We start from the raw sequence: 14,069 nt of genomic DNA on the forward strand, positions 1-14,069 counted from the left end.
AAAATCTAGGGTAAGCTACTTCAGGTGGTTCAGCCAGGGGAGATTGTTTCCCAGCGGACTGAACCAATCGGGCTGTAGCGCAGCTTGGTAGCGCACTTGACTGGGGGTCAAGGGGTCGCAGGTTCAAATCCTGTCAGCCCGACCGAACAAAAACCGCTCAAACACTGGTGAAAGTCAGAGTTTGAGCGGTTTTTTGTTGCCCATTTGCGGCTGGTGGGGGCTGGCGGGCAAGATGTGTGCACAACCCGGGTGCCGATGGTCTCTGCCGCCCCCTTTTCACGCCGCGCTGTTGATATGGTCATCCGCGGCTGATATATCACCAGCGAATGACCATATCGACAGCGCGATCGATTGAGTTTCCCCCACAGCAGCCACGGGACGGGTGGCGTGGATGCCCTGCAGCATACTTGAATTCATGCAAGGCGCCCAGCGAGGCTGGGAGACAGTAGGTGTCGACGACGCACCTGAAGCCTTTGAAGGAGCGCAGCACCGAGGCGATACCGCTGTTCGCCATGTTGGTGCTTTCAGGGCATGGGCGCCCAACAACGCCTGGCGATGGGAAGCGGTGTTTCGACGCACGTAACATTGGCTCGAGGCTGCTCATGCTCGCCCTGGGCTGGCCGATGGACCGTACCTCCCGGCCGTGGTAACGGATGGGGGCAGGTGAACAACCGGATGGACGCCGCCGGCAGCTGCGTTCAAGCCCGGGCCTCCAGGAGTCCTGCCAGCCCGTCGATTCCCGGTGATGTGGAGATCTCGGCACCAATGCGCTGGCTGGCGAGCCGGTAGCGGTCATCCGAGAGCACCCGTAGGGTTGCCGTGCGGATGGCGGCTTCGCTCGGCACCCCCGTGTGAAGGTCAATTCCCACGCCTGTCCATGCAACGCGGGCGGCCGTCTCGGGCTTGTCCTCGGTGTCGCCGGCCACCACGACCGGCACGCCACGCTCCAGGGCGTAGTGCAGCCCGCCATAGCCGCCATTGGTGATGACGACATTGACCTTGGGCATGAGCCGGTCATAAGGCAGGAACTCGGCGGCCCTGACGTTGCCGGGCAATGCTCCGAGTTCGGAAACGGGGCGGTGCCCAGTGCTGACAACCACCAGCAATTCCTGCCCGGAAAGGGCTGCCATGGTGGGCATGATGAGTTCACTGAAATCCAGGTTGGCGACCGTTCCCTGGCTGACATGCACCACTGGCAGGCCGTCGTCCAGCTCGGGCCACCAGTCCGGCAGCGAGGCGTTGGAAAGTGCAAGTCGCGAAACCGGCCCCAGAAAATGCAGGGATTCGGGGGCGTCGCTGCGCGGATACTCGAAGCCGGGGACCGTGAATTGCACAATGAGTTCGGCCCGGCGGACCCAGTCCATGAAAAATAGGCCGTACAAGCCACGGCCGGTCAACTCCGTGAGTGTTCGCTCCGCCTGGTGCTGGCTCCTGGCCAGGACCACGTTTTTCACCGCCCAGTTCAGGGCACGGTTCCGGAGGCGTGCCAGACCGCCCGAACCTGGCGGGATTCCGATGCCAAAAGGAGCGCAATCCCGGCTGGACAGCCCAAGCGCGATGATCCCGCAGGCCGCCACAAGGGGTCGCTGCCCGCGCGGTTGGGCTGTCAGTGCGGCAGCCCCGACGAACGCCATTTCGGCCAGAACTGCGTCGGCCGGCTCGGCGTCGAGTGCTGCCGTCAAGGCACGGTACTGGCCTGCCGCCGGATCCAGGAAAATAGTCTTGATGTTTTCCCGCAGTGCTGCAGGGCCCGAAAGCCGTTTGCCGCCAGTGCTTGTGACAACCACGTCGGCAGGGTCAAAGTCCGACTCGGCAGGCAACGGCAGAAATTCTGCACCGATGCCTGCCACAGCCTCCGCGAACCGCGCCCCTGTCAGAAACCTGACGCGATATCCTCGCTCGATCAGCCCCAGGGCAACTCCCAGCATGGGGGAAACATGTCCTTCCAAGGGACTGCTGCACACGACCACTGATTTGCGTGTCATTTTGTCCTTCTTTCCAGCGCCGCATCAATTGCCGCTGTTGAGCAGTTCCACGCCCACCATGTTCCATTGGTCTGTTGTGGGGGCCGTTGCACCGATCGAAACAATGGTCCCTGCCGCTCCGGTGATTTGATTCGTGTACTCAGCCCAGGCGGTGTCGCCCGAGGAATTGTCCAGGTACTGGTTGGACATGACGAATCCCGTCGGAAGCGTGCGTGTGACCGCGTTGTCCCAGTCGTGGCCCACCCCGAAGACCGGGGACGCGGCAGCGGTCGTGGTGACGTTTACATGCGGTGCACCCGTCGTTGCCGAACCCGTCGCGATGGCGCCGATTCCCTTGGCGCCCTCGAAGGCGGCCACTGCCAGATTCTGGGAGTAGCCGGCGGAACTCAGCGCCGAGGTGATCGTTGCGGCGCCAAGGATTGCCGGTGCGCTTGCCTGCCACACCTCGGCATCGCCCGACTGTGCGTAGGAACCGGCCATGGCGGTCTTAAACGAGGGGGCCTTCAAGGTTCCCCTGCCGTGAACGCTGGTCTGCGTCTGAAGCACGAAGCACGTCATGGGCGGCCCCGGGTTTTGTACCGTAACCGTGACAGTGGCGGCCGTGCCGGTGTTCCCGCTTGGATCGGTCGCCACGGCGGACAGCGCGTGGGTTCCTGCCGTTGCCGTCGTCGTGTCCCACGCGAGCGCATATGGGGGAGCTGTCGACGCTGCGCCAAGTGCCTTGCCATCGAGGAGGAACTGGAAGGATGCCGCCCCGACGTTGTCACTGGCGTTGGCGGCCACGCTGATCTGCCCGGAAACGACCTGCCCGGCGGTAGGGTTGATGATCGCAACCGTGGGCGGCACCGTGTCGACGGGAGGCGGCGTCGTGCCGGCCAGTGTTACTTCCACGGCAGCAAGGTTCCACTGGTCGGTGGTTGGCGAGGTGTCATTGACGGCCACCGTGCGCCCAGCTGCCGTTGTCGCCGCTGTCGTTGACTGTACCCAGTATGTGTCTCCCGAACCGGTGTCCAGCCACTGGTTGATGAGTGCTTGGCCGGTCCCCGGAACGTGCGCCGTGGCGTTGTCCCAGTCATGTCCGACGGCGTAAACCACCGACCCGGCGGCTGTCGCCATGAGAAAGAGGCTGGGAGCGCCGGTGGCAGCCGAGGCGGCCGTCGATGCCCCCACTCCGGCTGCGTTGATGAAGGCCTGGACACTGAGTTGCTGGCTCGCCCCGCCCTGAGTCGCCTTAGATGTGACAACGACATTCGACAGAATTGCCGGAGCCTTCGCCGTCCAGATTTCCGCGGCGCCGGAAACACTGTTGGCGCGCTTCACGAGTGACCAGCTCAAGCCTGCACCGCTGACAGTTGCGGTCTGGCCGGCCGCCGTAGGGCCGTCCGTTGAAACTTCCGCCAGCAGTGTTTCGCCGGCGACGGACGTGGAGAATGCCGGCGTCGCGGCGCCGCCGCCGCCCTGCGCTGCAACTGAAGCGTCAACCGAGACTGTTCCCGGTTGTGGCAGGACGTTCACGGTGACGGCCGTGGCCGTGCCGCTGTTGCCGGCCGAGTCCGTGGCCCGGGCCGACAGCGTGTGGCTGCTGATGGGCGTTGACCCGACTGTCCAGGCAAAGTTGTACGGGGCCGCGGTCACGGGTGCGCCGAGCGGGAGCCCATCGAGGAGGAACTGGACCGAAGCAATCGTGGCAGGAGCGGTTGCGGCCGCCGTTGCGGACACCGTGACGGTGCCGCCAACCACGCTGTTCGGGGCGGGTTGCGTGAGCGAGACGGTCGGCGGGGTAACGCCTGGATTGCTTTGGGAGAGGACAGTGACCTGTGTTCCACTGATCGCCAGCGTTGTGTCTGTGACGTTGTTGGTGGAGTCGGCGTCCACCGGCACATATTGCGGGTCTGCAATGGCCCGCAGGATGTAGGTGCCAGCCGGGACGCCGTTCAGGTCAATGGGTTGGCCTGCGTCTGTCTGGTCATATTGGTCGCCCCAGCCAACCGACCAGCCCCGCGGTTTGCTCGGATCGGTGCAGTTGGATTGCGGGATGAATGTTTGTGCGGGTGTGTTGGCGACCCCGCCAACGCGGTTGTCGCCCGTGATGCAATAGTCGGACTTGGCGCTGGTGGCCACGACGGATCCGATGCTTCCGTCAGGGCTCACGGCGTTGAGAGTGAACCTTGTCAAGGGAAACTGGTACTCCGACGGCGGTGAGAAGACGCCGATGGACGGCACAAACGTGGACGTGCCAGCATCCCACGTGATGTGCGTGGATCGCAGTACGGGATGGGCTGTCGCGGGGTCAATTCCGATCGCAATGAGGCTGGCCGGGACCTGAATTCTCACATCCGGCAACGTCACCGCCGCAGCCGCCCTTGCCCGTGCCAGCGGCAAGCCTACGAGTGCCGCGAATGGGAGCACCAGTGCGGCGAGCATCGCCGTGCCTGTGTGGCCCGGGTTGCGAGCCAAAGGATGAAATTTCATTGCATTGTCCTTGCTGGGCAAGTGATTCGAGCATTGCTCATGCGCATGCGCGAGGCGCCCAGCCCACACCAAGAACAGCGGCCACCCGCCAATGAGGTGAAGGTGGCGGCAAAGCTTAGGGCAGCACCACCACCTCCTCCTCGTGTTGTTCCACGAAGGCCGACTCCCACGACCGTTTCAAGACAAAGTGCAGGGTCGTGTTTCCCGACTCGCCCGCCAGGAAATGGAAGGCTTGGGTGCCCCCGACGGGCACCGGTGCGGGGTCCTTGCCGGTGTCGGCGTTGAAGGAGTCGCCGACAAGTTCGACGCCGGTTGGACTCCCGGCCAGCTGCCACTGGTAGCCGGTGGCGGGTGTCGCCCGGAATTCAACGTCGAACATCTCTCCGGCATGGACCGTGATCACTTCGTCCGCCGGCCCTCAGGCGTACCACTTGTGATACATGGCAGAATCGGTGCCTTCAACGAAGCAGTCAAGGCGCCCCGAGGCCCAGGAGGATGAACCTGTTCCGGAGGACAGCACCCCGCCGAGGTTCTCCTCCGTGCTCCATGCCCCGTCCCACCAGCGGTGCATCATGCCGAACGAGACACCGGGATAGAACATGTCGATCCGGTTCGGACCCCACGAGACTGCCGAAATGTCACCTGCAACGTAGCCGCCAAGCCCCTCCCAGCCGCTCCAGGCGTTTCCGTCCCACCACTGGTGGTACAGCTGGCTGTCGGTTCCCTTGACGAAGGTATCGAGCCGGTTGGCGGCCCAGGACGCGACTGCGGGGGAGGAGTCGCACACGCCGCCCAGGCTCTCCCAGCCGCCCCAGTGGCTTCCGTCCCACCACAGGTGCCACATGGCCGAGTCCATCCCGCGGGCGAATACGTCGATCCTGTCGGGCCCCCACGAAACCGCCGTCGGGTCCGAGGACAGCATGCCTCCCAGAGCCTCCCAGCCGCTCCAGGCAGCCTGGAACCACTTGTGGTAGAGCTGATGGTCGGTTCCGACGACGAACATGTCAAGCCGCCCCGAACCCCAGGAACAGATGGCCGGACCGCTCTGGCAGCTGCCACCCAACGACTCCCAGCCATTCCAAGAGTTGCCGTCCCACCACTTGTGCCAGACGGCCGAGTCCGTGCCGCGTGCGACGGCGTCGATCCTGTCTGACCCCCACGAGACGGCGCTTGGCTTGGACGTGATCACCCCGCCCAGCGACTCCCAGCCACTCCAGCCCTGGGCAGAGGGCACCTGCACGCCCTGTGCGTTAGCGAAGGCGTAGACGTCAAAGTTGCACTGGCCGTAGGCGATCATGAAGAAACCCGACATGCCCCAACCCGTGCCCCAGGAGTTCTTGGCGATCCAGCACTGTTGCGATTCGGAGTATCCGATGACCTCGACACAATGGCCACCCACGGCATTACCGCTCAGATGGTGGTAGATCCCTGTTGAATAGCTGTAGAAGTCGTCATAGACGTCGAAGCAGGCCGCACAGGGACCGATGGTATCAAGGTACTGCTTGCGCGCGTTGATGTCGGAGATCAGTCCATGGCTGGTGATGGTCACCTGGGTCGCCGGGCGGTTCGGTGTCGGACGCACGTACGGCTTCCACAGGCTCGTGGCCGGATCGATGACCGGGGGGTTGTCAAAGGCGCTCATGTAGGTCAAGGAAGCATCAGTCACCTCGCCGCGGGCCTGCAGTTGGGTCATGCAGGAGTCGGTGTCCCAACCAGAACAGGACGGACCGTGGCTGGAGTTGAAGTGGGCGTCAGCCTCAGAAAGATCCAACAGCTGGCCCAACTCAATGGATGCCATCGATTCAACCACTGCGGTGCAACCAAAAGAGACGCAGGCACCGCAGTACTTCTGGTCCTCGACGCCTGTGACATGATTGCCGTTCTTGTTGCGCCAGTCGACTTCGGGGGCAAACGCGACCGGTCCGGCGGGAGCGGAGGCCTGCGGGCCCGCCGCCCGCAGTGCCACGTCAGCCGGGGTGAAAACGACACCCAGAAGTGCCTTCTTGTCGTCGTCGCCCATGAGGGACTGGGGTGTGATGCGTGGGATCCAACGAGCGTTGGCCGCGGTCAGTGTTGCCGATAATTCGTGAATGTCCAAAGTTGCCAAGGGAGTGCCTTCTCGTATGGCATCATTCCGCCCACGTGGACAGGCCGGTGCCTGATTCCGTCATGGAGAGTGGTGGGTTGGGCAGCCCCAAAAATTCCGCACCGTCAGCGCCCCCGGTCTCCCCCGACAACGCTGCCCGCACATAAATCATTCAATGCTCCCAATGGTAGAGCTGTGGGCAGCCCACGGATACGTTACTGATCGGTGTTTTTTGCCGGATCGGCGCGGCGAACCGCATCAGGTGGTGTCCAGTGCCGCCCCGGTCCGGGCCACCCGGAACAGGACGCCTTGTTCCGGGTGGACGCAGAACGCCGAGGCTGACGAGGCCGACGAGATTCCGCCGTCCTGGTTCAGTCGGGCAGGAGGCCCAGGGCAAAGATGCGGAAGGAGCGGATCGTGGCGGAGGCCAGAAACAGCATGCCGCCAGCCACCACGAGCGGAGGGCAGCTTCCGCACGGACGGGTGGCGCCGGAACATGCGAAGGTAGCGACTGTGGGCCAGACGGAAGCTCAGCAGCATCATGGGAAGGGTTGGCCGGCCGGCTAGGCAGCCCAGGTCAACGAGGTTCCGCCAATAGCGGCTATACAGGTGCTCTTTGGCGACGGGACTGCCGCGGACATGCTCGGGCACCTGTGCGGCATTGAGCACCGAGGCCGTGGTGTAGCCGGACACTTGCAGCACGTAGGACAGATGTGCGTCAACCTCCGCCCGGATCTTTGTCAAAGCGGCGGTCCCATCAGGAAGCGAGCCAACCACCTCTTCGTAATGCGTGGGCACCCTGTCGGCAACGGTCCACATGACCTTCTCGATGAGCCGTTGTCTCTAACGTGCCAACCCAGTGGCGAGCGATCTGCGCAGACCCCGATGCTGAAAACGTCCCTGTGTCCGAACAGGCCGAATCGTACGCCGGGACCTTGGCGAGAACCTGAACGACGTCTCGCGCGGCGCGGTCGGAGAGATCCTCTTCCTTGGCCCCACCATGATGGAGGGTTGCTGGGGCAAGCCAGAGGAGCCGGCCGCAGCCTTCAAGGCGGCTGGTTCCACCCAGGGACCTGGTCCGAGAAACAGGGGAAAGGCTTTGTCTGGGTGTGGACAGGAAGAAGGACATGATCATCACCGGCGGCGAGAACGTCTACTGCGCCGGGGTTGAGAACATCCTGGTCAGCCACTTCAAACACCCGATGTTGCTTGTCTTCGCGTACGCGCCTCCCCGCAACGCCGGACTCTCCTGACCACCCAACCCTGGCGGGGCGTGGCTCCCAAGGCCCGCGTTCACTCCGGAGGTGTGGGAACCCGAACTGGCTGTCATAAGCGGATCGCCCTGAACTGCAACGATGTCCTCCCCTCGATCACTGAAGGTCTCAGTTTCGTGCCACTTTCATACAGACTGTTTGCCGTCGATGCAGATGACAGCGCGCCGTTTCGGCTACGACGAGCAAACCATCTGAATCCTTGCAGGTAGTGGCGAGCATGGCCTCAACGAATTCCAAAGTCAGAGGCGGGTCCGTGCGGACGGAAAACTTATCCCGCAGTGGTTCGTGCCGAGGGCTCGTTCCACGCGCCGGCTGGCGCACAACGCGTTGACCATGGCAGCGAATCGAGCCGAAAAGATGACAACGATTGTTGACTTGGATACCCGGCAGATCCTTGGTGTTGTTGACGGGCGCGACCATACAGGGGTCGGGGCGCAACGGATGGTGCTCCTGCGGGCCGCCGATTCCCTTTCGGAACCAGCCAAAGCGAGATCGGAGAAAGTCTTTACCAGCGACGATCCCACCGGCAAGCTCAAGGCTGCACGGGACGTGACAGACCAGGTTGGAACACTGCTGCGCACCGGCTCCTTGGAAAACGCCGAGCTTGCCAAGGACCACCTTGAAAAACTTGCGAAGGAATCCAACCAGCAACAAACACGTCAAAAAGAACCGGCCGCGGCTTCGTCAATAGCACCAAATACGCGACTCGTAATATGCTCACGACTGCCGCCAGAACAGCGGTGAATCATCCATCACAATAGTGGATTTCACCACGACCCACGGAGAGCCAGATACGCTCGGGCAGGCCTTCGAGAAATCCTGTAAGTGCGACTTGAGCGTCTCGTATCCCATGTAAAATTAGAGTTTTGCCCTGATTTTCGGATGCGGTATGGACCCGCCAATCAGTTCCGATGGCTCCCTGTAGTCATCGTCCTCACACCAGAATCGACAGGTAGATGCTCCGATGACTGACGTCTTCACCCGCAACAACACCCGCATCCTTGGTCGCGAAGACGGGCCTGTGGTGATGTTCGCCCATGGGTTCGGCTGTGACCGTGGAACCTGGGAAAAAATGTTGCCCTATTTCATCGAAACCCACCGTGTGGTGCTCTTTGATCATGTTGGAGCAGGAGATTCGGACTTGGCCTCCTACGACTCTGTCAAGTACGCCACTTTAGACGGCTACGCCGGAGATGTGATAGAGATTTGTGACGCATTGGATTTATCTGATGTAACCCTCGTTGCCCACAGTGTCAGCGGTATGATCGCCATCGCCGCAGCGGTGAAGGACCCCCGGCGTTTGGGAAAAATAGTGCTTCTGGCATCATCTCCCAGCTACCTGGACTACCCCGCAGATGGCTACGTCGGCGGATTCACCGCAGAGGACCTCGATGCGTTGCTGTCATCTCTGGATGCTAACTACTTGGTCTGGGCGGCCACCATGGCACCGGTCATCATGGGGACACCAAATGCTCCGGACAATGCTAGTGAACTGGAGGCCTCCTTCCGCCGGGTCAACCCGATGGTCGCTAGGGAATTCTCCCGTGTCGCCTTCCTCTCCGACGTCCGCCACCTGCTCAAAGACGTCACCGTGCCTACCCTGATTTTGCAATGCACCGATGACCTCTTGGCCCCGGCCCACATCGGCCACTACCTGCAGGAAAACTTGCCCCACAGCAACTTGGTTCAGCTCACGGCGACCGGCCACTGCCCCCATGTGAGTTCCCCCGGCGAAAGCGCCGAAGCCATTGTGAACTACCTACACCTCGGCACCGCACCGCAGGTGGAGCCCCGACTGAGCGTCGCCATCTAATGGATATTACAAACGCTGAGTCCTGTTTCTTGACAGACTTCGAGGCTCTGTTCCACCAAGCGCCGGCTGGTTACATCATCACCAGCACCGACGGGACCATCTTAGAAGTCAATGACACCTTTTTGGTCTGGTCGGGACTGCAACGCACCAGCGTGCTGGGCATGAACTTACTGAGACTTTTCCCTGTGGCAGACAGAATCATGTATGCGACCCATGCCCTGCCCCATTTGGCGTCCACGGGGGAGTTCAACGAACTTGCAGCGGACATTATCGGGAACGGTGGTCAGCATCATCCGGCCCTACTTTCAGCCACCCGTTCACCATCGGCCCCGGGTAAGGCGGCGGTGGATAAAATCATTGTGTTCAGTGCTCCCCGGCGCCGCAGCTACGAAAAGGAACTTGAATCCTCCTTGCGAATAGCACAAGAGGCCGTCAACGCCCGAATTAGGGCCGAAGCGGAGACCGCAGCGCACCGAGAAACCCTGATCCAAAAAGATAAAGATCTACACGCATCGCTAAAGCAGAGCCGCAGAAACGAATCCCTGCTCCAGGCCATCCTGGATAGCGTCGATGTCGGCATCGCCGTGGTGGACGCCGAGGGTAATCCCACCACAAGTAACAGCCGATACCAATACGACCTGAATTATGCGACTCCCGAGGGCTCCGGCTCCGGCCAGGTGACAGAAATGCTGGTTTATGGTCCTGACGGCACCACTGCCCTATCTGCCCAGGAAATTCCAATGGTGAGAGCGGCCCAGGGCGAGTCATTTTCGGATGAAATTATCTGGATCGGCCCGCCGGATTCACTTCGGGCGCTGAGCGTGTCGGCGCTGAACTTCAAAGATGATGATGATTCAACTTGCACTGTCATCTCCTGTGGCGATGTAACATCCCTGATCAACGCCATGGCCGCTCAAAAGCACTTTGTGTCCAACGTTTCCCACGAACTACGCACGCCGCTGACCTCCATTATCGGCTACCTTTATCTGGCCCTTGACGAGCCGGATCTACCAGTGAACATTAGCGCGTCGCTGACTGTGGCCATGCGCAATTCAGAACGACTCATGCAGCTAGTCAATGATCTGCTCTCCACCGCCGAAGCTGGAATCACCATAGAACCGCGGCCTACCGACCTCGCAGAACTCATCCGCGCCCGTGTCACCGCTGCAAGGCTACGGGCGGAGGCCAATAATGTTTTGATAGCCACCGATATTCCGCCCGTCCTGCCGACAGTTGTGGATCCACTTCGGATCGGCCAGATCTTGGACAACCTGATCTCCAACGCAATCAAATACTCTCCCGGCGGCGACATCACCATCACCGCCCGCCACACACCCAAGTCCATCGTCGTCGAAGTAACTGATACTGGAATCGGGATGACACCGGAGGAACTCGAGAACGCGTTCACTAAATTCTTCCGTTCCGCTAGCGTACTCAAAGCCGCCATCCCGGGAGCCGGATTGGGACTGGCCATCACCAACAACCTCATCCAGGCCCACCGCGGCACTATCAGCCTCACCAGCGAACCTGGCCATGGCACCACAGCCACCGTCACACTTCCCCACCATTTTTAACTGGCCGTGCCGATTCCCTCGGTACCCGACCGGACAAGTATCGAGCTGACTTGCCTGGCTGTCCTAGCGGGGACTTGTCTGCGGAGTTTGACCTGTCCGGCGAAAGGGACTCCGCGGTTCGTGGTGATTTCGGTACTGCCCCGGGTGTTAGGACGGAGCTTTCGGTAGCTCTTCTAGGGTGAATGAGATCACCGGTGGCTGAATTAGTGGTCGTCAGTGATCTGCCATAGCGCGGCGTCGGATCCGGGCGCCCGTCAATCCATGGCCACCTGCCCAGTGCGTGCGGCCATGTGCCGAAGCCGCGTTCACGGCAACCCTGAGTTGTCGGGCGATACCAGTATGTTGTCCTGCGGGGGGCCGCCCACATCCCGCAGGGGTGGGCAGGTCCGGGGAGCCGCTTAGGTATTGTCCGAACGTCAGATCCCGTTAGCTGCGTACCTTGCCTGCGGTGCCGGCAAGCTGGCGCGCATCGAGGGCAAACAGGTCCTCGGAACCGGCGGTGGCGGCGCTCAGCAGGCTGGCGGACTGCGGGAGCAACTGCTCGGCATGGAACCGGGCCAGCACCAGCTGGCTGTGGGCCAGTTCAGGGTCGCCCGCCGATTGGGCTGCGACGGCCGCACGGGCAAGCATCCACGCACTGGTGCACAGGCCCCACATGCGCAGGAACGGCGTCGAACCGGAGAGCGCCGCGTTGGGGTCCTGTGCACCGGTTTTCAGCATCCAGCGCGTGGCTTCGCCGAGGGCGTCGAACTGCCTGACAAGTTCGGCACGGATGGAGTCGAAGGCGGGTCCGGCGTCGGCCAGTTCTTGTTCGACTTCACGCATCTGGGCCAGAAACTCAAGGATGGAGGCACCCCCGCGCATCCCCAGCTTGCGGCCAACAAGGTCCGCGGCCTGGATGCCGTTAGTGCCCTCATAAATGGCCGCAATGCGCACGTCGCGCATGTGCTGGGCGGCGCCGGCCTCCTCAATGAAGCCCATGCCGCCGTGGATTTGCAGGGCCAGGGAGGTCAGTTCGTTGCCCAGGTCCGTGCCGTAGGACTTGCAAATCGGCGTCAGCAGGCCGACGATCTCGTTGGCTCGGGTCCTCACTGCGGGATCCGGGTCGTGCGTGCTCACGTCCACGTACGATGCGTCGAGCAGCATGAGGTAGCGCAGGGCCGAAATGCTGGCGCGCTGTGTCATCAGCATGCGGCGCACGTCCGGGAAGTCGATGATGGCCGAACTGGTGCCCGTTGCGCCAATGGCCAAGCCCTGCCGGCGTTCTTGGGCGTAGTTGAGGGACTGCTGGTAGGCGCGTTCGGCAAGGGCCAGGCCCTGGACGCCGACGCCGAGGCGGGCGCTGTTCATCATGACAAACATAATGCGCATTCCGAGGTTTTCCTCGCCAATGAGATAACCGGTGGCGCCATCGAATGACAGCACGCAAGTGGGGGAGGCGTGAATGCCCATCTTGTGCTCAAGAGAAACGGTGGTGACGGTGTTGCGCTCTCCCAAGGTTCGGTCGTCGTTGAGCAGGAACTTCGGCACGATGAAACAGGAGATACCGCGGGTGCCTTCGGGGGCGCCGGGGGTACGGGCCAGGACAAGGTGGACGATTTGCTCAGCCATGTCATGGTCGCCGTAGGTGATGAAGATCTTCTGGCCGGTGATGGCGAAGCTGCCGTCGCCGTTGGAGACGGCCTTGGTTGTCAATGCGCCCACGTCCGAACCGGCATGCGGCTCGGTGAGATTCATGGTGCCCGTCCACTCGCCGCTGACCATTTTGGGCAGGAACGTCTCCTTCTGGGCGTCACTGCCGTAATGAAGGAGGGCCTCAATGGCGCCCTGCGTCAACAGGGGGCACAGCGAGAAGGCCATGTTGGCGCTTGTCATGAGCTCCTGAATCACCAGGCCAACTGTGCGGGGGAAACCTCCACCGCCAAATTCCTCCGGCAGCGGCACCGAGCCCCAGCCTGCCTCGACGTACTGGTGGTAAACCTCCTTGAAGCCGTCGGGCGTGACCACCGTGCCGTCGGGCCGGAGCCGTGACCCCTGGGTGTCACCCTGGCGGTTTGTCGGTGCCACGGCGTCAGCCATGAAGTCCCCGCACTGTTCCAGAAGTTCGATTACTGTGTCCAGATCGGCGTGTTCGAAGCCTGGCAGTTTGGCGATGTCCCTGTATCCCACAACATGCTCAAGGGCGAAGGCAATGTCTGCAATTGGAGGCTGGTATTGGCTCATAAACGTCAGCGTACCGCGGGGAAGTGCGTTTGTGTAGGACATTTGTTACCAGCGGGTAATGTGGCGGGGGTCACGCTGTCAATCGGATGCAAAAATGTTTTTTCGAATCCATTGCACAGAATCTGGATCGCCTTAACGCTGGGTTCTGGAGCGGATGAACCCTCCGCCCCAGACCCAAGAAGATCGTGATGAGCAGGAGCGGCAATGAGCTACCAGAGCACCCATTTGCCACGATGACCAGAAGCAGTTCCGCGAACCTGTGCCAGCCTTCGTTCCTGTCTCCACCGGCATGGGCGGGGTGGCGTTGCAAAATGCCATTGTCGTCCCCTACTTCCTGAACCTGACAAATGACGAGCAAGCGGCGCTGGCTACCGGGAATTGCCGCCGGAGAACTTGTCCCGGCCATCGCCGCCTCCGCCGAACGGGTCCTCGCCCGGACCTTGGACTACGCCAAGGAGCGCAAAGTATTCGGCACGCCCACCGCGTAGGATGCCACCGCCACTAAGCCTTGATCCACCGATCCGGTTTGGAGATTGACTGAATCTGAATTTTCGGTGATCTTGTGGTTTTGGGCAGCCCGGGGGCCGGCCTCGCTGCCGGTGGTGTTCCACTTTCTGGTTCCTTGTGTTGGGCCGGAATGGC

11 protein-coding genes and 1 tRNA gene are annotated in these 14,069 nt (G+C 61.9%); 6 read left to right on the forward strand and 6 right to left on the reverse strand.

Annotated features, from left to right (window positions below):
* Positions 1–68: 68 nt before the first annotated feature.
* Positions 69–142, forward strand: a tRNA-Pro gene (locus AAGW05_RS14715).
* A gap of 556 nt (positions 143–698) precedes the next feature.
* Here AAGW05_RS14715 and AAGW05_RS14720 read toward each other — a convergent pair.
* The 5 genes from AAGW05_RS14720 to AAGW05_RS14740 form a co-directional block, all read right to left on the reverse strand.
* Positions 699–1,985, reverse strand: a complete 1,287-nt coding sequence (locus AAGW05_RS14720; RefSeq protein WP_411805304.1) for a glycosyltransferase — start codon at positions 1,983–1,985, stop codon at positions 699–701.
* A 24-nt stretch (positions 1,986–2,009) separates the two neighbouring features.
* Positions 2,010–4,457 (reverse strand): Ig-like domain-containing protein, encoded by a 2,448-nt coding sequence (locus AAGW05_RS14725; RefSeq protein WP_411805305.1) that lies wholly within the window; start codon positions 4,455–4,457, stop codon positions 2,010–2,012.
* A 115-nt stretch (positions 4,458–4,572) separates the two neighbouring features.
* Positions 4,573–4,860 (reverse strand): protease inhibitor I42 family protein, encoded by a 288-nt coding sequence (locus tag AAGW05_RS14730; protein WP_411805306.1) that lies wholly within the window; start codon positions 4,858–4,860, stop codon positions 4,573–4,575.
* A gap of 15 nt (positions 4,861–4,875) precedes the next feature.
* The gene (locus tag AAGW05_RS14735; RefSeq protein WP_411805307.1) at positions 4,876–6,564 is read right to left on the reverse strand and encodes a C1 family peptidase; all 1,689 of its coding nucleotides are present in this window, start codon (positions 6,562–6,564) and stop codon (positions 4,876–4,878) included.
* A gap of 237 nt (positions 6,565–6,801) precedes the next feature.
* Positions 6,802–7,362: a hypothetical protein gene (locus AAGW05_RS14740; RefSeq protein ID WP_411805308.1), complete on the reverse strand. Its 561-nt coding sequence runs from the start codon at positions 7,360–7,362 to the stop codon at positions 6,802–6,804.
* Positions 7,363–7,652: 290 nt separating this feature from the next.
* On the opposite strand from AAGW05_RS14740, the gene AAGW05_RS14745 reads away from it, so the two are divergent.
* From AAGW05_RS14745 to AAGW05_RS14760, 4 genes are all read left to right on the forward strand, one after another.
* Positions 7,653–7,796, forward strand: a complete 144-nt coding sequence (locus AAGW05_RS14745) for a hypothetical protein (protein WP_411805309.1) — start codon at positions 7,653–7,655, stop codon at positions 7,794–7,796.
* Positions 7,797–8,150: 354 nt separating this feature from the next.
* A complete protein-coding gene (locus AAGW05_RS14750; protein WP_411805310.1) occupies positions 8,151–8,561 on the forward strand; it encodes a hypothetical protein in 411 nt (136 codons plus the stop codon).
* A gap of 220 nt (positions 8,562–8,781) precedes the next feature.
* The gene (locus tag AAGW05_RS14755) at positions 8,782–9,630 is read left to right on the forward strand and encodes an alpha/beta fold hydrolase (protein ID WP_411805311.1); all 849 of its coding nucleotides are present in this window, start codon (positions 8,782–8,784) and stop codon (positions 9,628–9,630) included.
* A 29-nt stretch (positions 9,631–9,659) separates the two neighbouring features.
* Positions 9,660–11,204: an ATP-binding protein gene (locus AAGW05_RS14760; RefSeq protein ID WP_411805312.1), complete on the forward strand. Its 1,545-nt coding sequence runs from the start codon at positions 9,660–9,662 to the stop codon at positions 11,202–11,204.
* A gap of 426 nt (positions 11,205–11,630) precedes the next feature.
* Here the strand turns inward: AAGW05_RS14760 and AAGW05_RS14765 are convergent, their stop codons facing one another.
* Positions 11,631–13,427 (reverse strand): acyl-CoA dehydrogenase, encoded by a 1,797-nt coding sequence (locus AAGW05_RS14765; protein ID WP_411805313.1) that lies wholly within the window; start codon positions 13,425–13,427, stop codon positions 11,631–11,633.
* 347 nt (positions 13,428–13,774) lie between these two features.
* Here AAGW05_RS14765 and AAGW05_RS14770 point away from each other — a divergent pair, with 347 nt between their 5' ends.
* Positions 13,775–13,915: a hypothetical protein gene (locus AAGW05_RS14770; protein WP_411805314.1), complete on the forward strand. Its 141-nt coding sequence runs from the start codon at positions 13,775–13,777 to the stop codon at positions 13,913–13,915.
* Positions 13,916–14,069 lie beyond the last annotated feature (154 nt).

Origin of the sequence: Arthrobacter sp. LAPM80 (genome assembly GCF_046736435.1) — a bacterium.
Classification (GTDB): Bacteria; Actinomycetota; Actinomycetes; order Actinomycetales; family Micrococcaceae; genus Specibacter.

Coding starts and splice junctions, on each gene's coding strand:
- AAGW05_RS14740 (WP_411805308.1), bottom strand. CDS start 7,362: ATGTGGACCGTTGCCGACAGGGTGCCCACGCATTACGAAGAGGTGGTT.
- AAGW05_RS14725 (WP_411805305.1), bottom strand. CDS start 4,457: ATGAAATTTCATCCTTTGGCTCGCAACCCGGGCCACACAGGCACGGCG.
- AAGW05_RS14755 (WP_411805311.1), top strand. CDS start 8,782: ATGACTGACGTCTTCACCCGCAACAACACCCGCATCCTTGGTCGCGAA.
- AAGW05_RS14720 (WP_411805304.1), bottom strand. CDS start 1,985: ATGACACGCAAATCAGTGGTCGTGTGCAGCAGTCCCTTGGAAGGACAT.
- AAGW05_RS14770 (WP_411805314.1), top strand. CDS start 13,775: ATGACGAGCAAGCGGCGCTGGCTACCGGGAATTGCCGCCGGAGAACTT.
- AAGW05_RS14750 (WP_411805310.1), top strand. CDS start 8,151: ATGGCAGCGAATCGAGCCGAAAAGATGACAACGATTGTTGACTTGGAT.
- AAGW05_RS14765 (WP_411805313.1), bottom strand. CDS start 13,427: ATGAGCCAATACCAGCCTCCAATTGCAGACATTGCCTTCGCCCTTGAG.